This is a genomic window from Streptomyces varsoviensis (assembly GCF_000718635.1).
GTDB classification, from domain to species: domain Bacteria; phylum Actinomycetota; class Actinomycetes; order Streptomycetales; family Streptomycetaceae; genus Streptomyces; species Streptomyces varsoviensis.
Genome location: NZ_JOBF01000023.1, coordinates 35,202 through 56,388, shown reverse-complemented (window position 1 = coordinate 56,388; position 21,187 = coordinate 35,202). Strand labels below are relative to the sequence as shown.

Annotated in this window: 12 protein-coding genes; 11 read left to right on the top strand and 1 reads right to left on the bottom strand. The window is 73.2% G+C overall.

What is annotated here, in order from left to right; all coding sequences use genetic code 11:
• Nucleotides 1-69 precede the first annotated feature (69 nt).
• Nucleotides 70-2,130 carry a radical SAM protein gene (locus IF55_RS28045; RefSeq protein WP_030891342.1) on the bottom strand — a complete coding sequence of 687 codons (2,061 nt, stop codon included), beginning with the start codon at nucleotides 2,128-2,130 and terminating at the stop codon, nucleotides 70-72.
• 344 nt (nucleotides 2,131-2,474) lie between these two features.
• Here IF55_RS28045 and IF55_RS28040 point away from each other — a divergent pair, with 344 nt between their 5' ends.
• The 11 genes from IF55_RS28040 (at nucleotide 2,475) to IF55_RS27995 (ending at nucleotide 21,105) form a co-directional block, all read left to right on the top strand.
• Nucleotides 2,475-3,539, top strand: coding sequence for an LLM class flavin-dependent oxidoreductase (locus IF55_RS28040; RefSeq protein ID WP_030891345.1), 1,065 nt, complete (start codon nucleotides 2,475-2,477; stop codon nucleotides 3,537-3,539).
• Nucleotides 3,540-3,560: 21 nt separating this feature from the next.
• Nucleotides 3,561-3,728, top strand: a complete 168-nt coding sequence (locus IF55_RS38865) for a thiomuracin/GE37468 family thiazolyl RiPP peptide (RefSeq protein WP_106980492.1) — start codon at nucleotides 3,561-3,563, stop codon at nucleotides 3,726-3,728.
• 119 nt (nucleotides 3,729-3,847) lie between these two features.
• Nucleotides 3,848-6,244, top strand: coding sequence for a hypothetical protein (locus tag IF55_RS39555; RefSeq protein ID WP_157854579.1), 2,397 nt, complete (start codon nucleotides 3,848-3,850; stop codon nucleotides 6,242-6,244).
• Entirely contained in the window at nucleotides 6,237-8,042 is a 1,806-nt protein-coding gene (locus IF55_RS28030; RefSeq protein WP_048832604.1) for a TOMM precursor leader peptide-binding protein, read from the top strand. Before IF55_RS39555 ends, IF55_RS28030 begins: the two co-directional genes overlap by 8 nt.
• Nucleotides 8,039-9,802 (top strand): SagB family peptide dehydrogenase, encoded by a 1,764-nt coding sequence (locus IF55_RS28025; RefSeq protein WP_030891354.1) that lies wholly within the window; start codon nucleotides 8,039-8,041, stop codon nucleotides 9,800-9,802. Before IF55_RS28030 ends, IF55_RS28025 begins: the two co-directional genes overlap by 4 nt.
• A complete protein-coding gene (locus tag IF55_RS28020; RefSeq protein WP_030891355.1) occupies nucleotides 9,802-12,675 on the top strand; it encodes a lantibiotic dehydratase in 2,874 nt (957 codons plus the stop codon). The genes IF55_RS28025 and IF55_RS28020 overlap by 1 nt, the downstream gene beginning before the upstream one ends.
• Nucleotides 12,668-13,741 carry a lantibiotic dehydratase C-terminal domain-containing protein gene (locus IF55_RS28015; protein ID WP_030891357.1) on the top strand — a complete coding sequence of 358 codons (1,074 nt, stop codon included), beginning with the start codon at nucleotides 12,668-12,670 and terminating at the stop codon, nucleotides 13,739-13,741. The genes IF55_RS28020 and IF55_RS28015 overlap by 8 nt, the downstream gene beginning before the upstream one ends.
• A gap of 3 nt (nucleotides 13,742-13,744) precedes the next feature.
• Nucleotides 13,745-15,268 carry a nitroreductase family protein gene (locus IF55_RS28010; RefSeq protein WP_030891360.1) on the top strand — a complete coding sequence of 508 codons (1,524 nt, stop codon included), beginning with the start codon at nucleotides 13,745-13,747 and terminating at the stop codon, nucleotides 15,266-15,268.
• 13 nt (nucleotides 15,269-15,281) lie between these two features.
• Nucleotides 15,282-17,315, top strand: a complete 2,034-nt coding sequence (locus tag IF55_RS28005) for a TOMM precursor leader peptide-binding protein (RefSeq protein WP_048832603.1) — start codon at nucleotides 15,282-15,284, stop codon at nucleotides 17,313-17,315.
• Entirely contained in the window at nucleotides 17,312-19,999 is a 2,688-nt protein-coding gene (locus tag IF55_RS28000; protein ID WP_037967061.1) for a lantibiotic dehydratase, read from the top strand. The genes IF55_RS28005 and IF55_RS28000 overlap by 4 nt, the downstream gene beginning before the upstream one ends.
• Nucleotides 19,996-21,105 (top strand): thiopeptide maturation pyridine synthase, encoded by a 1,110-nt coding sequence (locus tag IF55_RS27995; protein ID WP_030891366.1) that lies wholly within the window; start codon nucleotides 19,996-19,998, stop codon nucleotides 21,103-21,105. Before IF55_RS28000 ends, IF55_RS27995 begins: the two co-directional genes overlap by 4 nt.
• Nucleotides 21,106-21,187: the final 82 nt, after the last annotated feature.

The window sequence follows — 21,187 nt, the reverse complement described above, 5'->3', positions numbered from 1 at the left end:
CCTATGCCCTGTCGCCCCCTGTCCCCTGTCTCCTGTCCCCTGCCCCCTGTCCTGTCCCCTAAGTGCGTCTCACGCCGCCGTCGGCAGCCGGGCCGGTAGTGCGAACAGCGCGTCGTGCAGGGGGCGGCCCGTGCCGTGCCAGATGGAGAGCGCGTACACGCTGATCGGGTAGTGGACCCAGCGCGGCGGGGCCCAGAGGGTGCCGTGCACGACGCTGCCCTGGTCGCTCGCGTCGAGGTTGGACGGTACGTCGCCGTCCGCGACGAGGCGGTTCCAGGCCGGGCGCGGCATGGCGAAGGTCGCCTCGGCCAGTTCGCCGCGCAGGCTCGCGCGCAGGATCGTCGTGGCCGCGATGTCGAGGGTCAGGGCCCCGTCGACCAGCTCGCGGTCGATGTCGTGGCCGGCGTCGGCCAGCCAGCCGCACAGCCGGTCGACGGCCGCGGTGAGCAGGTCGGACGTCGCGCGCTCGGTGCGGACGGCGCGGCAGAGGAGGGCCTGGAAGTGGACCTCCTCGGGTACGACGATCTGGTCGCCGATGACCGTCTTGAGCAGTTCCATGTCGAGGTCGGACGGTTCCTGGTGGGCGACGGCGACATTGCGGGCGACGGCGCGCAGGAACGGGTCGGCGCAGTCGTCGAGCAGGAACGACCAGGCGCGTTGGCAGAGTTCGACGAGCCGTACGCCCGTCGTCGCGTGGAGGACGCGCAGCGCGCAGCGCAGCAGGATCTTCTGGAAGAGGGTCATGGCGACCCGGAACTCCATGCCGCGCGCCCACTCCTCGGCGGTCATGGCCTCGTGCGCGACGACGACGTCGGCGACGAGTTCGGGGTTGGTGACATCGCCGGGCATCCAGCGCGTCGTGAGCCGGTGCTTGTCCTGGAAGGACTCCCGGGAGTACTCGGTGTTGTTGAGCAGCAGCAGGGGGTAGATCACCGGCGAGCCGCCCGCGGTGAGCACCTCCTCGACGCCCTTGAGGTACGTCTCGTACGACTCGCCGGGCAGGCCCCAGATCAGGTCGGTGTAGGTGGGGACGTTGAGCTCGCGGAAGCGGGACAGCAGCCGGCGGTAGTGGTCCGTACGGATGTTGGCGCGGTTGGCGATCTTGAGTACGTCCGCGTCGAAGGACTGCGCGGAGAGCGTGATGGCACCGGTGAGGTCGGCGGCGTGCAGCATGCTCGCGATCTCCACGATGCGCTCGTTGCCGTTCTTCGCCCAGTTGGTGCTGATGATCAGCCGCTTGTCGTAGCGCTTGCTGAGTTCGACGATGTGCTCGGCGATCTGCCGGTCGCGGCCGAGGATGCCGAAGTTGGCGTCCGCGATGAACAGCGTCGCGTCCGTCGGCATCAGCCGGATCAGCCGGCCCAGCTCGGCGAAGATCCGCTCCAGATCGAACTGGCGGACCTTGGAGTTGGTCGCGCCGCCCCAGTAGCAGAACGCGCACTTGTACGGGCAGCCGCGGTTGGTCTCGTACACGATCATCGACGAGCCGGTGATCTCCTCGTCGGAGTAGACCGGGGTGAGGATCGGCGAGACGACCTGGTCGAGGTCGGTGATGCGGTCGGCGTCCGGGTTGGTGACGAGGGCGCCGCCGGACCAGTGGCTGATGCCGGGGATCGTGGCGAGGTCGCCGCCGGCGAGCAGGCAGTGCATCAGATCGCGGAAGCGCAGCTCGCCCTCGCCGTGCACCAGCACGTCCACCCAGGGGGCCTCGGCGAACAGCGGCTCCTGCTGGTGGCTGACATCGTTGCCACCGACGACGACCGTGCAGTCCGGCCAGCGCTGCTTCACCTGGCGGGCCAGCTCAAGGGACTGGGCGCGGTTCCAGAAGAAGACGGTCAGCGCGACCACGAACGGTTCGTCCCAGGAGTCGAGCAGCTCCGCCATCGCCCGTTCCCCGCCGCCCTGTTCGCGCACGGAGATGGTGAACTCGCAGGACGCGTCGAGGGCGGGGTCGGCGATGGCGGTCGCCTTCAGATAGCCGAGGGTGACGCTGTACCGGACACCGTGCATCGCGGTGAACTCGACGAGCTGTACGGACTTCTTGGCGCCCTCGCCGGTGCCGGCCGTGCTTGCGGCGCGGGCGGCGGGGGCTGTACTTGCGGGGCGGGGCGTTTCCAGCGTGGAGGTCATGGCCAACATCCGTCGACTGTTATTCAGTGGCGGCGCGGAGGATTACCGCATCGAGCATCGAGACACATCGGACGCACACGCTTGCAGTATGCACCGGTCGGCCACGCTTGCAGTATTGGGCGGAGCTGTCAATAACGCACGCTTTGTAGCGTAAGTATCTCCGAGGATACCGGGCGAACCTTAAAAAATTTTCAGGTTCAGACCATGGCGTCGAAGGATATTGACGACCTTGGGGGGCAGATGTAGCGTCAGCCGCGAATCGGTGGCACCGAGGGGCCCCGAACCGTAAGGGCATAAATCAGATGTCGGTCTGGTGAATACCCGGTTGCTAGGGAGTGATATCGGTGCGCTTCGGGCTTTCCTTTCTTCCTGACTGCACTCCGGAGACGAAATCTCCGCAGTCCTACTTCAGCGACGCGCTGGAGCTGTCGGTCCGGGGCGAACAGGGCGGCCTGAACTCGGTGAAGATGACCGAGCACTACCTCCACCACTACGGCGGGTACTGCCCGAGCCCCTTCGGATTCCTGTCCGCCGTGGCCGCCCGCACCCATTCGGTCAGGCTGATGACAGGGTGCGTTCTGCCGGTCTTCCACCACCCGATTCAATTGGCGGCGGAAGCCGCACAGGTGGACGCGATCAGCGGCGGCCGGCTCGATGTGGGATTCGCACGGGCCTATCTTCCGGACGAGTTCGACGCGCTGGGTCTGGATATGGACGAGAGCGTCGACCGATTCCGCGAGACCATCCGCGCGGTGCTACGGATATGGACCGAGGAAAAGGTCAGCGAGCAGACGCCGTTCTTCTCCTACGACAACGTGACCGGGCTGCCGCGGCCCACCCAGCGCCCGCATCCGCCGGTCTGGGGCGCCGCGGTGCGCACGCCGGAGAGCTTCACCTGGCTGGGCACGGAAGGGCTGGGGCTGCTGATCACGCCGATGATCTCGCCGCACGAGTTCCGCGGCCATCTGGACCTCTACCGCAACGCGTTCGAGGCCGCGCACGGCGCGTCCGGACTCCGGCCCCGTGTCGCGGCCAGCCTGCCGCTGGTCGTGGCGGAGACCGACGAGCGCGCCGAGCGGATCGCCGAGACCTACCTCCGCCGCTACCTGGACGTATGGGCCGAGGCCGTGACCCCCTGGGACCGCCGGGAGTCCTCGGCCTACCGCGGCTACTCCGGGTTCGGCTGGATGCTGCGCGGCCTGCAGCCCAGGAAGCTCTTCACCGAGGGCGGGGTGATCGCAGGTTCGCCGGCCACCGTCATCGACCGTATCCGAGCCTTCAACGACGACATCGGCGGCGTCGACGAGATCCTTTGGCAGATCGATTTCGGCGCGATGCCGCTCGCCGAGGCTGGGCAGACCCTGGAGCTCTTCTGCGACAAGGTGCTGCCCGAAGTAAAAGCACTCTGAAGAAGAGAAGAGGTGAAAGACATGGAGGGATTCGACGACCTGGTGCTGGACGACAGCGCCTTCGAGTTGGTGGATCTGGGCGAGGTGGTGCCCGAGTCGGTGACGGCCGGCTACGGCCTGACCGAGCTGTCCGCTTCCGGCGGTGCGAGTAGCTGTTGCTGCTGCTGCCCGTGCTGCTCCTGCACCTGATCCGGGTGCTGATGTTCCGGGCACATGTGCTCTAGCCGGTGCGCGTTGTGAACGGGGACCGGGTGGCTCTCGGTCTCCCTCCTGACCAGACATCGAGAATGCGTGAAGAAGCGGTGTTCATGGAAGCCAATGCCGAGCGAATACGGCCGCGACTGCGTGGCGACGTCTACGTCATGCGCGTACCGGAAGGCGCTTACATCCGCAGCAACCTGGGCGGGTCGATACTCAAGGGCGCGTCGACCTATGAGTGGATCCAGCGGATCGCCCCGATGCTGGACGGCACCAGGACGCTCGGCGAACTGTGCGCCTCCGTGCCCGAGTCCAGCCGTACGGGCCTCGCCAAGCTGACGATGCTGCTGCTCGGCAAGGGGTACGTCAAGAACGTACTCGAAGACCGCCCGCACACGCTGCCGGCCGACGTGGCGAAGAACTACGCGGCCAATATCGCCTTCATCGAGTATTTCGTCGAGTCACCGGAACTCCGCTTCGAGGAATACCGCGGGGCGAGGATCGTACTGGCCGGCTCGGGCCCGCTGTTGCAGGCCCTCGCCAACTCCGAACTCCGTTCCGGCGTACGGTCCTTGACGCTCGTACCATTCCCCGAGTCGCCGTTCGACCGCGAGCGCGTCGCCGAACACCTCGCCGCGGCACGGGAACGGGACCCGGAACAGCAGATTGAATACGTTGACCACGCTGCCCACGCTGGCTACGCCGCCCACGTCGATTACCTGCCGGGTGCCGACACCGCAGGCGTTGGCAGCGGAGATCTCGATCAGCTCGCGGCCGGCGCCGCCATGGTGTTGCACGTGGCGGACCGGCCCATGCTCGGACGCGCCCGGCGGCTGGCCCGCGCCGCGGCCGCCGCGGGGGCCGCGTCCGCGCAGGCCGTCGTGGTGCGCGACGAGGCGTGGATCGGCCCGGTGACCGGCGCGGACGGTGACGCCACCGGGTGGGAATCGGCCTGGCGGAGACTGGGCGCGCTCGCACCGGACCTCGTCGGCATGGACCTCGTCGGCACCGATCTCGGCGGCACGGACCTCGTCAGCAGGGGCCTTGTCGGCACCGATCTCGGCGGCACGGACCTCGTCAGCAGGGGCCTTGTCGGCACCGATCTCGGCGGCGCGGATCTCGGCGACCGCCCGGAGGCCGCGGTGAGCGAGTTCCTGCGCGGCCCCACAGTCGCGCTGGTCGCCAACCAACTGTGCTTCGCGGCGTTCCGGCACCTGACGGGGATCGACGGGAGCGGCGGTGACCGGGACGCCCAGCCCCAGAACGCCCAGGGTCGGGGCGTCGTCGAGCCCGGTCACGTAGTCCGGTTCGATCTGGAGACGCTGGAGACCGCGAACCACGCCTTCCTGCCGCACCCCCTCGCCCGACCCGTCGTCCCCGACGACCCGGCGCGGCTGGCCGCGCTGCCGGCCGCCGCGCGCGTCGACGACGAGGAGCTGGCCCGGCGCGCGGTGGACTGCGTCGACGCGCGGACCGGCGTGTTCGCCGAGATCACCGAGCGCGACTACGAGCAACTGCCGCTGTTTGTCAGCGAGGTCGTGGTCTCCGACCCCATCGGCCTGGCCGGCGGCCCGTTCCCGGTGTTCGGCTGCGGCGAGAACGTGGTCGAGTCCCGTCGGCGCGCCGTCCGGCGCGCGTTCGAGCGGTACGCGGCGGTCATGCGCGACCCCCGCAAGGGCGAGCGGCTGTACGGGGTGGACGTACTCACCGGCGAACCGGTCGCCGTCCCCGCCGCGGAGGTCTTCCCGGCAGAGGACTCCCCGGCAGAGGACTTCCCCACCGAGGGCCACCCCACGGAGGGCCACCCCACGGAGGGCCACCCCACGGAGGGCCACCCCACGGAGGGCCACCCCACGGAGGTCACCGCCGCCGGGGCCTCCCCCGCCGAGGTCACCCCCTCCGGCCCCTCCCCCACGGACGCCCCCCGGCGGGAAGTCTCCCCCGCCCGGACCGCGGCCTCCGGTGGCGACTGGCCCGAAGCCGTACGCGCCGCGGTGGTCGCGGCAGCGAATGACACCGTTGTCACGGCGCTTTCGGCCGCGACCGTCCCCTTCCCCCGGCTGGACCTGGCCGACGCGGAGCTGACGCCGCGCGCCGCGCGCTATGTGAAGCTGCTGGAGATCGTGGACCAGCCCGTCGAGGTCCACGACCTGACCGCGCTGCTCGGGCTGCCGACGTTCGCGTTCTCCACTCCGGAGGCCACCGTCGGCTACGTGAGCGACCTGGACGTCGACGCCGCGCTGGAGGAGGGGCTGGAGCGCGTACTCCTCGCCTACCAGTCCCGCGCCGCCGACCAGCCCGGGTACGCGCCGCCGCCCGTGCCCATTCTTCCCGCGCGTCTACGCGGGAAGAACGGCGGGCGGCGCCCGGACTCCGTGACGCTCGAAGCGGCGGTGGCGGGCCTGACGCGCGACGGCGGACGCGTGGTCGCGGTGCCGCTCGACCACGATCCGCTCGTCGCCCGGATGTGTCCGTTCGTGGCGCGAGCCGTGGTCGTCCATGGCTGATCGGCCCCAGGTACTGCTCGAACCGCGGCGCGTCGTCGTCGGCCCCTGGCCGCCGGGCTGCCCGCGCTGCCTGCGCACCCGCCGCGCCGCCGCTGCCGCCGCCTCGGCCGAACGCACCGCCGAGCTGGCCGCCGCGACGGTCGCCGGGCCACGGAGCCGGGAGCTCCCGACCTTCCTGGCCGACACCGTCGCCGAGCTGACAGTGGCGGCGGGGGCGGAGACCACGGCGTCCTACGGCCCCTCGGCCGACTCGGAGGGCACGCCCCCGCCCTCACCCCCCGAAGCTCACCGCTTCTGGATCGTGGACAGCGGCACGCTGGCGCTCTCGCGGCACAGGTTCCTGCCCGATCCGCGCTGCCCCGAGTGTTCCGCGCTACCCGTCGACACCGCGGAGGGCGCGCGGATCGCCCGGGTGGCGCGGACGAAGCTGTCGCCGCGGGCGAGCCGGGTACGGCGGCTGGAGCCGGAGGCGCTGGACGCGGCCTATGTGGACGCGCAGAGCGGGCTGATTCCCTCGGTCACCTCCTACACCCAGCACGCGTTCCCGTTCACCGAGGCCGTCATGGCGGTGCCGGGCGTCGCCGTGGAGGCCGCCGGTTACGGGCGTACGCGCGACTTCGCGTCGGCTCGGGCGGTCGCGGTGGCGGAGTCGCTGGAACGGCTCGCGGCGTACGCGACGAGCAGGCGTACGAGCGTCAGGGCCGGTTACGCGCAGGTGGCCGGGGACGCGGTCGACCCGCGCTCGCTCGGGCTGTACCCGCCCGACCGGTACCGCGCCCCCGGCTTCCCGTACCGGGAGTTCACCGAGGACGCGGTGGCGAACTGGGTGTGGGGCTGGTCGTTCGGGCAGGCCCGGCCCGTGCTCGTACCGGAGGACTTCGTCTACTACCGGCTGCCGAGGCCCGGCGGCGATCCCGGCGGCGGCGATCCCGGCGGCGGCGATCCCAGTGGCCACCATGACGACGGCGAAGAGCCGTGCCGTGAGCCCGCGTTCGCGTGCGAGATCTCCAGCGGCTGCGCGCTGGGCGGCTGTTACGAGGAGGCGGTGCTGCACGGCGTCCTCGAAGTCGCCGAACGCGACGCGTTCCTGACGGCCTGGTACGGGCGGACCCCGCTGCCCGAGATCGCCCCGGCCGGCGTGCCCGACCGCCGGATTCCGCTGGTCGCCGAGCGCATCGAGCGGCAGGGCTACCGGGTGCGCGTCTTCGACACCACGCGGGACCACGGGATTCCGTCCTTCTGGACGTTCGCCGAGGATGTCACCGGCAGCGGGCGGCCCAGGGCCGTCTCCACCGGCGGCAGCGGGCTGGCCCCGGCCGAGGCGATCCTGGCCGCCCTGCACGAACTCAGCCAGACCGTCGAGTACGTGACCCTCCTCGCGCTCGATCCGGACTGGCGCGACCGCGCCCAGCACCTGGCCGACCACCCGGACGAGGTCCGCTCGATGGCCGACCACCTGCTGTGCGCGGCGAACCCGGCCACCTTCGACCGGTACTCCTTCCTGCTCGACGCCCCGCCGGAGTCGACCTGGCAGCAAGGGCTCGACCGCTGGCAGTGGCCCGGCACCACCGATATCGGCGCGGATCTGGACGAGGCCGTGCGGCGGTTCGCCGCGGCCGGCATGGACGTCGTCGCCGTCGACACCACCTCCACGGAACAGGCCTCGGGAGGCTTCACATGCGTCAAGGTGATAGCACCGGGGTCGGTGCCGATGACCTTCGGGCACCTGGCACGACGGGTGACGGGGCTGCCCCGGCTGCCGCTGGTGCGCAACCCGCATCCGCACCCGTTCCCATGACCGAACGCGAATCCGTGACCGAGCGCGGCGTCGGCCGGGAGTTCTGGCGGGTCACCCTCGAAGACCTCGCCGAGGCGATGGAGGACCGGCGGTCGGAGTACGGGAACCCGGACGAACCGCTGAAGTTCAAGCTCTACCGCGGCCTGCCGCGCCGCCCCCTGACGACCAGGACGCCCGCGGAACTCACCGAGGTCGACGCGTTCGACGAGCGGGCGCTCTCCACGCTGCTGCGGTACGGCTACGGCATCTCCCGGCAGGAGTTCGACACCAATGGGACGTGGCCCTACCACCGGATGGTCGCGTCCGCACGCTGTCTGTTCGGCATTCAGCTCTACGTGTGCCTCGCCGACGGGACCTATCACTACGACGCCCCGCACCACGCGCTCGTACGGCTGCGGGACGGCGACCACCGGCGGCTGCTGACCAGGGCGGCGGGCGCCGAGGCCGGGGGCGAGGCCGACGGGGCGTTGCCCGAGGCCGTGTTCGTCGCGTCCGCGCTGTTCAACAAGGTCGCGTACATCTACCGCGAGTACGCCTACCGCCTGTGCACCCAAGAGGCCGGGCTGCTCGCCGGCAACCTCGATCTGGTCGCGCGGGCCATGGGGCTACGGACGCGGGTGCACCACCAGTTCCTCGACGCGCCGGTGGACAAGCTGCTCGGGCTCGACGGCGACGAGGAGTCGTCGCTGCTGGTCCTGCCCCTCCACACCGCCGGATCGGACGCCCGGCCCGTTCCGGGTGTCCGGGGCGTCCGGGGCGGGCCGACCGCCGAGACGGCCGCGGCACTGGCCGCCGCCATCGACCCCATCGCACCGGCCGTGGTGCGCGGGGGGCTGACGGTCGCGCGGGCCTGTCCCACGCTGACCGAGGTCAACCGCGCCTCCCGGCGCACGGACACGGCGTCCTTCACCACGGCCGTGCCCTTTACGCCCGTCGGGCCCGACGGGCCCGACGGGTCCGGCACCGAGCCCCTGCCGCTGCCCGAGGCCGACGTCCCCGAGCCGAACCTGGCGGGCGTGCTGCGGTCCCGCGACTCCGGCCCCGGCATCTTCCGGCCGGTCGCCTCATGGGTCGACGGCGTCGACCTGTGGACCCGGCTCGCCCGCGTCCGCGCCGATGTCGCCACCGACACCGTCCCGCCCGGCACGCCCGCCCCGCTGGAGATCTACCTGACCGTCGGCGACCTCGTCGGCATCCCACCGGGCGCCTACCGCCTCGACCCGGCCACGGGCGCCCTGATCCCGGTCGCCCGTACGGTCGGCGGCCCTCGTACGGACGGCACCGCCCGTACGGTCACGGGCGCCCGTACGGCCGCTGGTGCCCGTACGGCCGCTGGTGCCCGTACGGTCCCGGACGCTCGTACGGGAACACGCACAGGTACCGGCACGGACGGGTCGTCACTCGCCGCCCCCGATGCCCTCACCGCCATCGAGCGCGTCACCATCCCCGGCCCCGTCTTCCGGGACATGAACGCCGTCGTGCACCTCGTGGGCGATCGCGACTGGGCGTTCGACACCTTCGGGGACCGCGGCTACCGGGTGCTGAACCAGGAGGGCGGGCTGCTCGCTCACCGGGTGTGCGTCGCGGCGGCGGCGCAGGGGCTGTCCGGGCGGATCGTCAACGCGTACCACGCCGACGGGGTCCGGGCGGCCCTCGGGCTCACCGAGCGGCGCCACACCCCCGTCTTCCAGATCCTGCTGGCCCGGACCGGGCCCGGCGGACGGGTCATCGTTCCTGTCGAGCCCGAGGCGGTGGACTGATGGACAGCCTGCGAGAGGGGCTGGCGCAGCCGACGAAACTGGAGCAGCCGACGAGAGCGGAGGAGTCGGCAAGGCCGGAGGAGTCGGCAAGGCCGAAGGAAACGGCAGAGGCGGAAGAAGGGGCGGCGGAAGGGCACGCGGGCCGCCCCGCTGCCGCGCGCTACCGGCTCGGCCCGGCCGCCGTCGTGCGTTTCGCCGGCAGCCCGGTCGCCGCCCTGGACGGCCTGCGGTGTGACCGGAGCTGGCGCGCCGCCCAGGAGCTGGTGCGGCTGCGCGCCGAGATCGACGGCGCGAAGGGCGAGCTGTCGGACCTGCTGCACGCGGCGGTCGGCGCCGCCGGGGGCGGGGAGCGCAAGGCGCGGCTCGTCGCGGTGCGCAGGGCCGTGCACCGCGGCCGGCGCGTCGACCCCGCGCGCCTGGCCGACCTGCCGGCCGGCCTCGTCGCGCCGGTCCAGGAGTGGCTGGCGCGGCTCGCCGAACGCGACCGGCTGCTCGGGGAGTTGACGGAGCGGCTGGCCGAGGACCAGGCCGCGAGCTACGAGGCGCTGCGCACCGCCGCCGCCCTGCCCGCGTTCCAACTGGGGCTCGTGCACGCCAATCCGGATCTGTTCCTGGCGCTGCGCAAGTGGTCGGACACGGGGCGCGCGCCGCAGCGCCAGAGCGTGCTGCGGCTCGCGCAGTACCTCGCCCGTTCCGCCGCGAAGACCAGCCCGTACTCCACGTTCACCAGCAGTGGCCTGGCCGCTTGGAGCCGGTGCGACGACATCGTCGCCCTGTCGCACCCTTCCGTGGCAAGGCAGGCCGGGGAAGAGCAGGCCCCCGCGGGCACCGCCGCGGCGACCGCCACCGAGGTCAGCATCGGGTCGCTGCACCGGATCGCGCGCGCCGTGTACGAGCGCCCCGAGGTCGTCGGCGAGTGCCGCGTTCGGATCAACCCCAGCGCCACGGTCACCGACGGCGAGGACGTGCTGGTGTTCCTGGGCCGCCGCCCGGTCGAGCATGTGCACAGCCTCGCCCTCACCCCGACCCTGCGCCGGGTGATGGAGCTGGCCACGGGCGCCAGAGGCGACACAGACGTAACTGGTGCCACGGACGTCACGGGCGACATGGGAGACAGCACGAGCACGCTGGACGGGCTGCGGGAGCGGCTGCTGGCGCGGGCGGCCGACGGGCGGCAGGTCGACGTGTTCCTGCGGCGCCTGGTGTCGCTGGGCGTACTGGAACTCGTACCGCCGCTCGCCGACCAGGCCCCGGACCCGGTGGCCGAGCTGCGGGCCTGGCTGCGGCGGCTCGGGCAGCCGGGCCTGGCGCGGCTGGACCGCACGCTGCACGGGATGCACGAGGCGCTGACGAGCTACCCGGCGATCGCCTCGCCCGGCGACCGGGTCCCGGTGCGGGACGCCGTGATCCGCGGGCTGGACACGGCGCTGCGCGAGGTGGGCGACCACGCGCATCTGGACAGTCCGAAGCTGGCCCAGGAGTTCGGCCGGTACAGCTTCTACGAGAACGCGGTGCACCCCGGCACGGCGGCCGTGCTGGACGAGCGGCGCTGGCGGCCGCTGCTGGACGACCTCGACGCGGTGCGCGGCCTGCTCGGGCTGATCGGCCCCGATCTGCCGTTCAAGCTGGCGCTCGACTCGCTGTTCCGAAGGCGGTACGCGGCCGGGGCCGAGGTTCCGCTGGTGGTGTTCTACCGGGACGTGCTGGCCGAGCAGTCGGCCGCCGCGGGCGGGGCGCGCCCGGCGCCGCTCAGCCGGTTCGCCGGCGCGGACAGCCCCGTCGAGGCCGTACGGGAGCTGCACCGGCTGCGCGCCGCCGGGAAGCGGCTGCTGGGCGGGCGGGCGCCCGATCCGGATGGCGTGGTCCGCGTCGCCCCCGAGGACGTGCGCGCGCTGGCGCAGGAGTGGCCGGCGTGGGTCCGTACGCCGACGTCCGTGGCGGTCTACTGCCAGCTCGCCGACGCCGCGCGCGGCCCGGAGCTGGTCGTCAACAACATCAACTGCGGCTTCGGGCGCGGCCGCAACCGGGTCCGGCAGATCTTGGACGGGCTCGACCTGCACGCCGGCGCGCCGGCCGAGCCGGGGCTGGCCGCGGGCCGCGACGACGTGCTCTTCGCGGAGTTCGAGGCCGTGGCCCGGTCCGCGGTCAACGTGCGCAGGCCGGGCGTCCGGCTGGCCGTCGACTACCCCGGCGTGCGCAGCGTGCGCGAGCGCGCGGACCTGCTGCCCGTCAACGACCTGTACGTGCGGCGCGGCGACGACGGGCGGCTCGCGCTGGTGTCGCGGCGGCTCGGCCGGCGGATCTGCCCGGTGCATCCGGGCCTCGGCGACCGGCTGCTGCCGCCCGCCGCGCGGTTCATGGTCGAGGCGTTCGGGGAGTCCACCACGTGGTTCGGCGCCCACACCGAGCTGCGGATGGACTCCGACCCGCGCGCCGACAGCGGCGTGCGCCACCTGCCCCGGCTGATGGTGGGCAACGTCGTGCTGCGCCGCGCGATGTGGCTGACCCGCGCGGACCGGCTGCCCCGGCGCGCGGACGCCCCGACCGACGCGGCCTGGCTGCTGAAGATCGCCGGGTGGCTGGCCGAACACGGCATCCCCGAGCGGTGCTTCGTCACCGTCCTCGACCCGGCGACGCTGGGCCAGGGAGCGGGCGGCCCGAGCGAGAACGGCCCGGGGCCGAACAACGGCGTCAAGCCGAACTACGTGGACTTCGCGAGCATGCTGCTGCTGCTCGGACTGGAACGTCGGCTCACCGAGCCGACCGCGATGGTGCAGATCAGCGAGATGGTGCCGGATCCCGGCCAGGTCCGCGGCGAGCGCGTCGCCGAGTACATCGTGGAACTCAACGAGCCCGGAGTCAGATATGTCTGAGCACCATGAGCGCTGTGAGCAGCACCGTGAGCGCGGTGAACACGGTGAGCGTCAGGAGCACTGTGAGCGCCGTGAACACCATGAGCGCCGCTGGGTCAGCGCCCACCTCTTCTACCACGGCGATCAGGACGCCCTGATCACCGGCGCCGTCAAGCCCGCCGTCGAGCGGCTGCGCCGGGCCGGGCAGGCGCACGGCTTCTTCTTCCTCCGCTACTGGGAGGGCGGCCCGCACGTCCGGCTGCGTGTGCTCGCCGATCCGGAGCACGCCGCGCAGGTCCGTACGGCCATCGAGGAGACGTCCGCCGCGTTCTACCGGGCGTCGCCGTCCCGGTCCTCGATGACGGCCGCGGACTACGCCGAGTCCGCGCCCGCGCTCGCCGCGGTGGAACGCATGACCGCGTACGACACGGAGCTGCACCCGGACAACTCCGTCGCCTTCATCGACTACGCGCCGGAGACCGCGGTGTTCGGCACGGGCCGCGCGCTGGAAGCCGTGGAACGGCAGCTCATGGCGGCCAGCGCGGTGGCGCTCGAACTGATCGCGCGCGGGCGCACGCCGGGGCAGCGCGCCATGGACGCGTACGCCATGCTGTGCGGCAACCGCACGCTGTTCACCGGCATCCTGCCCGAACTCGCCTACCAGACGCGGTTCATGGTGGAGAGCGGCGGCGCGGCCGCGAAGCTGCTCGGCTCGGAGGAGTTCGAGCGGCACTTCGAGGCGAACAAGGCCCACCTGCGCGCCGGGCTGGAGACGGTGTGGGCGTCGACGCGGGGCGTCGCGCTGCCGGCCGCGTCCGTGGCCAGCACCTGGCTCACGACCGTACGGAACCTCAACGACACCCTGGTCGAACTGGAGCTGCTGGGGAAGCTGGACGCCCAACTGGACGCGTACCCCGTCTTCGACGCCCCGGCCGATGTGCTGGAGCACATCAACCACCTGGTGCCGCAGCTCATCGTGGAGCGGTGCGCGCACCTCATGTGCAACCGCCTCGGCATCAGCCTGGCCCAGGAGACGCACCTGCGGCTGCTGCTGACCAGGACCGCGTTCGACCTGTGCGCGGTGTGACCCGTGAGCGATGAGGCGACGCGCTACCAGGAGGACGTCCACACGCCGACCGAGGTGGCGAACCCGGAGGCGTACCCGCCCCGGCTGGTCAAGAGCTACCCCGGCGCGCCCCGGCACCCGCTGCCCTGGCCCCCGGAGCGGGCCGGGCACCGGCTAGGCCGGCTCCTCGCCGACCTCGGCGGCATCACCCGGGCGCAGTGGCTGACCCCGCTGGACATGCTGCCCTTCACCGACAGCTTCGAGGCCATCCCGGACGACGACCCGCTGCAGTGGCTGGTGACCCGGCGGCCGACGCCGTCCGGGGGCGCCCGGTACAGCGCCGAGTGGTACGTGCTCGCCGGCCCCGACTCGGGCGTGCCCACCGGCGTCCACTACTACGACCCGGCCCGCCACGACCTGGTGCGGCTGCGCTCCGGCGACTACCGGAGCTGGGTCGCCACCCGGCCCGCCGCCACCGTCCTCGTGCAGACCAACGTGTTCTGGCGGCTCGCCGCCAAGTACGGCGAGATGTACTACCGCCTCGCCTGCCTGGAGTCCGGCATCCAGGTGGCGCAGGCGCTGGCCGTGGCGGAGGGGCCGGGGGCGGAGGATCACACGGCCGCAGCTCGGCTGTGCTTCCCCGACGCCGACGTCACCGAACTGCTCGGCCTCGACGCGCGGGAAGAGGGCGTCCACGCCGTCGTGGAGCTCCTGCCGCCGCCGGTCCCCTCCGCCTTCGGCGGCCCGTCGCTCGCCGCCTTCCCGCTCGCGGCCCGCGCCCACGCGGCGGTGCTCGCGCAGAGCCGGCCGGGGGCGGAGCCGCTGCGGGCGGGGGCCGATGACGGTGGTGGTGACGCGACCGTACGAGGGGGTGAGGGCGAGGTTGAGGGCGAAGCCGAGGCTGGGGCCTCCTCCGCGTCCGCTTCCCACGGAGCCCGCCCGCGGGTCGATCTGCCGCACGCCGTACCCGACCTGGCGGCCGGCGCCCGTACGCGGCACGCGGCCATGCGGGGCTTCAGCGGGGCGAAGATGTCGGCCGGCGCGCTGGCCACCGTCCTCGCCGCGTACGGCCAGCGGGCGCGCTGGGATCTCCCGGCGGATCTGGTGGAGTTCTACTGCGTCGTCGCCGACGTGACGGGTGTGCCGTCCGGCGCGTACCGCTACCACCCCGAGGAGCACCAGCTTGAGCTGGTGAGCGAGGGCGACCCGCGGCAGCGGCTGCGGGAGGCGGCGCTGGCGGCGCTGACCCAGCAAGGGGCGCGCACGGGGAACCTGTGGCTGCTGCCGGTGGGGGACGCGGAGGCGGCGGAGGAACGGTTCGGCGCCCGCTGGTACCGCGTGCAGCAGGCGGCGGCGGGCGCGGCGCTGCACCGCGCGTGCCTCGCGGCCGCGGCCATCGGCGTGGCGAGCCGGATCCAGAACGACGTGCTCACGCATCTGCTGGACGCCTGGTTCGGCCTGGAGGGCCGCAGGCGGAGCCTGCTGATGGCCCAATTCGGCACGGAGCACCCGGCCGGGCCGCGCCCCGAGTTCCGGCTGACCTGGTGAGGGAGAACCGCACGTGAGCGAGACGGTAATCGGCGACGGCCTGCTCGCCGAGGCCATCGCCCTGCGCCCGCCGCCGCTGCTGGTGGTGGCGCGCGACGGCTGGGACGCCGGCGGCTGGGCGGCGGCGCACGGCCGGGGCGAGCCCTGGCTGCCGGTGTGGACCGAACTCGACCGCGTCGTGGTCGGGCCCGTCGTCCACCCCGGCGAGCCCGGCTGCGTCCGGTGCGTACAGACCTGGCGGGCCGCCGCGCCCCGACGCGACCCGCACGAGGCCGAATTGAGCGAGGTCGCAGGGGTCGCGGAACGGCCCTCGGACTGGCTCTCGGGGTTCGCCGCCGACGCCGTGCGCGAACTGGCGCACTCGGGCGCCGCCAGGGACCGCTGCTGGTACGTCGGCCTGCGCGACCTGTCCCTGACCCCGCACGCGTTCCTGCCGGACCCGCTGTGTCCGGTCTGCGGCGCGCTGCCCGACGACACGGCCGTACGAGCCGTCATCGCGCCCCAGCCCCGGCCGAAGCCCCGGCCGGGGGCCACCCGCGTCGGCGAACTGTCCGAGGCCCGGTTGACCGGGCTCTACGTGGACGTCGAGACCGGCGTGGTCGCCCCGCCGACCGGGCTGCGCGACGCGCTGTTCCCGCTGGCCGAAGCGGTGCTGACGGAGTACGGCTACCGCGGCGAGGCGGGGTTCGGGCGCGGCCGCGACTTCGCGTCCTGCCGGACCACGGCCATCGCCGAGGCGCTGGAACGGCTCGGCGGCCAGTGGCCCTGGGGCAAGCGGACGGCCGTACGCGGCAGCTACGCGGAGCTCGCCGAGGACGCCCTGGACCCACGGACGCTCGGCCTGTTCCCGGCGGAGCGCTACGAGGAGCCGGACTGCGCCTACCAGCCGTTCACCGAGGACGCGGTGGTGTCGTGGGTGTGGGCGTACTCCTTCGGTCAGGGGCGGCCCGTGCTCGTACCGGAGAACTACGCGTACTACCGGATGGCGTTGCGGCCCGGCGCGGACACCGCCTGGTCGGCACGGGCGGGCCAGGCGGCCCGGGCGGGCGGTACGGCCCAGGCGGCTCAGGCGGGCGGTACGGCCCAGGCGGATCGGGCGGGCGGTACGGCCCAGGCGGCCCGGATGGGCGGTACGGCCCAGGCGGCCCGGGTGGGGAAGGCCCCCTCCGACAAGCCCTTCACCTTCGAGATCTCCAACGGCTGCGCGCTCGGCGGCTGCCTGGAGGAGGCGATCCTGCACGGCGTGCTGGAGGTCGTCGAGCGCGACGCGTTCCTGATGACCTGGTACGCCCGGCTGCCGCTGCCGGAAGTCGACCTCGCCCGCGCGCCCGACCCGCGCGTGCGGCTCGTGGCCGAACGCCTGAAGCGCACCACCGGCTACCGCGTCCGGGCCTTCGACATGACGCTGGCCGAGGGCATCCCGGCGGCCTGGGTCCTGGCCCAGGACACCACCGGCGACGACCGCCGGCCGAAGGTGATCTGCACCAGCGGCTCCGCCCTCGACCCGGCCGCCGCCGTGCTCACCGCCCTGGGCGAGCTCGCCCCTATCGTCGAACAGGAACTCCGCCGCTACCCGGCCGAGGCCGAACGCGCCCGCCGCATGGCCGCCGACCCCGACCTCGTGCGCGTCATGCCCGACCACGCGCTGTGCGCCGCGACGCCGGGGGCCTTCGGCCGCTTCTCGTTCTTGCTCGACAGCGGCCGAGCGGTGGAGTGGGGCGAGTTGGGGCGGGGGCCGGGTGCGGGCCGCCGCGACCCCTGGCCGCTCCATGCCGATCTGCGCGACGACCTGACCGAGGCCGTCGGCCGGATGCTGGCGGGTGGAATGGATGTCGTGGTGGTCGACCAGACCTCGCCGTTGCACGAGGCGGCCGGGCTGCGCTGCGTGAAGGTGATCGCGCCCGGCGCGCTGCCCATGACGTTCGGCCACCGCAACCGGCGGACCACCGGGCTGCCCCGGCTGCGGGAGGTCCCGTACCGGCTCGGGTTCGCGCCGCGCCCGCTGACGGACGCCGACCTCAGCCCCTACCCCCACCCCTTCCCGTGACTTCCCAGTACGCCGCCCAGTGCGCCACCACGTTCGGGGTACGCGTCGCCGGGCTGCCCGCGACCGTGCTCGACCAGCTCGCGGACCAGCGGCTGCGGCACGCGCTGCTGGCTACGGCGGGTACGGCCGCAGAGCTGACGGCCCGCGCGGCGGAGCTGTCCGACCGCTGCCATGAGGCGATCGGGGCGCTGAGCGGCCCGGGCGCCAAGTTGAGCGAACCGGCCGCCAAGCCGAGCGACCCGGCCGCTGGCCTCAGCGGCCCGGCCGCCGAGCAGAGCGAACCGGCCGCCAAGCCGAGCCGCCCGGACGCCGGCCTGAGCGACCCGGCCGTCAAACCGAAGCTGGTCGCGCTGCGCCGGGCCGTACACCAATTGCGCGATCCGGCGCGGCTGCTGGCCGATCCGCTGGTCACCGCCGCCCTAAGCCCTGAACTGGTCCGTGAGATAGGCGACTTCGGCCCGGCGACGGTAAGGCTCCGCGCCGAACGGGCACGGTTGCCGGCCGTACTGGCCGACGCCGAGCGGGCCGTCGGCGAACGGCTGCGGGAGATCAGCGCCGAGCCGCGCTTCGGCCAGGGGCTCGCCCATGCCAGCCCGACCCTGTACGCGGTCGCGCGCAGACGCGCGCCGGGGCGGAAGGAACTGATCCGGCTGGCCGTGTACGCGGCGCGGGCCGCCGTCAAGACCAGCCCGTTCAGCACCTTCACCGCCAGCGGCCTCGGCCGGTACGTACCGGACGGGCCGGCGCTGCGGTGGACCGCGACCGACGACGCGCGCTCGGTCGTCGAACTCGACCTGTCGGCCCTCACGCCACTCGCCGCCGCGTTGACGGAGCCGGCCGAGGCGACGGTCCGGGTCAACCCCAGCGCGCGGCTGGTGGACGGCTCCGTACGGTTCCTCGGACCCGCGCCGTCGGAAGAACTGCTCAGCCTGCCGCTGACCCCGCCGCTGCGGCACTGCCTGCGCGCCGCGGCCGCCCGGCCGACGCTCGCCGCGCTGACGGCGAGCCTGCCCGTGCCACCGGAGAAGGCGGCGGGCTATGTGCGTTCGCTGCTGGCGGCAGGGGTGCTCCTGACGCGGCCCGGCCCGGACTTCGACGAGCACGGCATCGACCCGCTGGGGCGGCTGGCGGAGCGGGCCCCCGCCCTGCGCCCGCTCCGGGAGACGCTGCGCGCGTACGAGAGCGCGAACGGCGCGGGCCGGCTCGCGCTCGGGCCCGTACTGCGCGAGCGCCTGACGGACCTCGGCATCGACGGCAGGCCGCGGGACGTCGTGACCGAGCAGTCCGTCATCCCCGGCACGGTGGCCGAAGCGGGCCTCCCGGCCTGGCGGAACACCCTCGACGAGCTGGCCGCCGCCTGCCGGCTGCTCGCCGTCTTCGACCACACGCTGCCCTTCAAACTGGCCGTCGCCGCGTTCGTACGGGACCGCTTCGGCGCAGACGCGCCGGTGCCGTTCGACCGCTTCTACGCCGAGCTGGTACGCGACGGCCACGAGGTTACGCGGCTCCACCCGGCCGCCGTCGCCTTCGACATGAACGGCCTCACGGCCACCCTCGCCGCCAGCCCCGTCCCCGAGGTCCGCCACCTCGCCGGCCTCATCGCCACCATCCGCCACGCCCTGCCGGACCGGTCCCGGCTGGCACGGATACTCGACGCGGCACCGCCCTGGGTACGGCCGCCCGGGCCCGTCGCCGTGTACGCCCAATACGACGCCGCCGATGACCACTTGATCGTCAACGCGGTGAACTCCGGCTTCGGCCGCGGCCGCTCCCAGGTGCGCCGACTGCTGCGGCACGTATCGGAGGACGAGCCGCTGCCGGTCGATGTGCCGCTGTCGGCCGATGCGCCACTGCCGCTGCCGGGCGGCCGCGGACCGCGACCGACCGACCCGGCGCCCCCGACCTACGCGGAGTTCGACCAGTCCCTCGCCACCTCCCTCAATCAGCGCGAGCCGGCCTTGGACGACCGGCTCGACTACCCGCCGCCCGCGCGGCTGACGGTCGGCGTGGGCGGGGACGGGCTTCCTGTTCTGTTCGACGGGGGTGCGGCCGTGCGGCCCGTGCATGGCGGGCTGTCGTATGAGCGGCAGTTACCGCCGGTCATGGGGCTGCTGGTCGAGGCGTTCGGCGAGAACCCGATCCTGTTGCGGCCGGATCAGCCGCTGCGCCATGACGCGAGCGCCGGGCGCGGGGAGGGGCGCGTGCTGCACGCGCCGCGGCTCACGCTCGGCCGCGTGGTGCTGCGGCGCGCGACCTGGGTGGCCCAGGCGGGGACGCTGCCGAGCCGCGCGCCCGGCCAGCCCGACGCGGATTTCCTGCTGACGGTGGTGGCCTGGCTGGCCGAGCACGAGATCCCGCCGCGGTTCTTCGTGTCCGTACTGCGGATGGACGCCGTCGCGGCGGGCTCGGCGGCCAACGACCGCGCCCGTAAGCCGCTGTACGTCGACGTGGGCTCGCCGCCGCTGATGCTGGCCTTCGAGCGCCTGGCGCGGGACCCCGGCAGCGCGGCGGTGTTCTACGAGGTGGCGCCGGGGCCCGAGACGGCGATCACCGACCACAAGGGGCTGCCGCGGGTGACCGAGTACGTGATCGAGCTGAACTGCCGGGGCCGGCAGGGCCCGCACGGAGAAGACGGCCGGAACGGCCAAGGCGGCCCAGGCCGTCGAAAGGGAGAGGGAAAATGACGACGGAGTCCTCGTGGCGCAGCGTGAACGTCTTCCACCACGACAGGGACCGGACCGCCCTGCTGCTCGGCGCGGTACGCCCGTTCCTCGCCGCCGTCGCCCCTTCCGTGGACCGCGCGTACTTCCAGCCGCACTGGCGGCGCGGGCCGCACGTCCGCGTCCTGGTCCAAGCGGACCCCGAGACCTTCGACGCCGTCGTCGCGCCGGCCGTCGACGGGGTGCTCCGGGAGTACGTGCGTACGCACCCGTCCACCGTGACCTTGGACGAGGCGGCGGCGCGGGACCAGCACATACGCCTCGCGCGGCAGGAGCGCGAGGAGGGGCCGTTGACGCCGTGGGCGGGCAACAACACGGTCGAGACGCAGCCGTACGAGCAGCGGGTGCGCGTGCTGGGCGGGCAGGCCGCGGCGGACCTGCTGGCCGACTACTACGTGGACACCAACGACGTGGTGTTCGCCATGCTCGACCGGGCCCGGGGCGGCGGCTCGAAGATGGCGCCGGCGGTCGATCTGTTCATCGCGGCGGCGCACCGTTTCCTGCCACCCGTGACCTACGGCTACCTGTCCTTCCGCGGCCACGCCGACGCCTATCTGGCGAAGATGCCGGACGCTCTGCGCGAGCGGTTCGACCAGGTCTACGACGCCAACGCGGAGCGGTTCCGGGGGCGGGTCGCCGAGATCACGGCCGCCGCGGACTACCACGACGCCCTGCCGTACCCCGCCCTCCTGGACGTCCTGCTCGGCTACCGCGACCGGGCGAACAAGCTGATCGAGGCGGGCGAGTTGGCGCTGAACGTGGATGAGAGCGGGGCCCCGGAGGCGTGGGGGTCGACGTGGGCCGCGTGGTCGGACCGCAGCCCGTTCCACCGGGCGCTGGGAGGCCACCGGCCCGCCGCCGACCAACTGGGCGGCTGGAACACCTTCCAGCAGTACCGGGTCGTGCTCAACTGGCTGTACCTGAACATGTACCGGCTCGGCATCGGCGAACTGGAGCGCAACCTGATCTGCCATGTGGTCTCCCGCGCCGTCGAGGACGTACACGGGGTGACCGCGATGGACCGCATCCAGGACCTCATCGGCTTCGTCGACAACGGCGGCCGCTTGTAGGCTCCGGCCGGCACCCGCCTGCCCGACGCCGGCCGCGCCCGCGGCCGGCCCGGGCGCCGGTGCCGGCACCCGCCCGTAAAGC

Bases quoted from the DNA above. Each gene is read 5' to 3' on its own strand.
- IF55_RS28045 (WP_030891342.1), bottom strand. From the start codon at position 2,130: ATGACCTCCACGCTGGAAACGCCCCGCCCCGCAAGTACAGCCCCCGCC.
- IF55_RS38865 (WP_106980492.1), top strand. From the start codon at position 3,561: ATGGAGGGATTCGACGACCTGGTGCTGGACGACAGCGCCTTCGAGTTG.
- IF55_RS39555 (WP_157854579.1), top strand. From the start codon at position 3,848: ATGGAAGCCAATGCCGAGCGAATACGGCCGCGACTGCGTGGCGACGTC.
- IF55_RS28030 (WP_048832604.1), top strand. From the start codon at position 6,237: ATGGCTGATCGGCCCCAGGTACTGCTCGAACCGCGGCGCGTCGTCGTC.
- IF55_RS28025 (WP_030891354.1), top strand. From the start codon at position 8,039: ATGACCGAACGCGAATCCGTGACCGAGCGCGGCGTCGGCCGGGAGTTC.
- IF55_RS28020 (WP_030891355.1), top strand. From the start codon at position 9,802: ATGGACAGCCTGCGAGAGGGGCTGGCGCAGCCGACGAAACTGGAGCAG.
- IF55_RS28015 (WP_030891357.1), top strand. From the start codon at position 12,668: ATGTCTGAGCACCATGAGCGCTGTGAGCAGCACCGTGAGCGCGGTGAA.
- IF55_RS27995 (WP_030891366.1), top strand. From the start codon at position 19,996: ATGACGACGGAGTCCTCGTGGCGCAGCGTGAACGTCTTCCACCACGAC.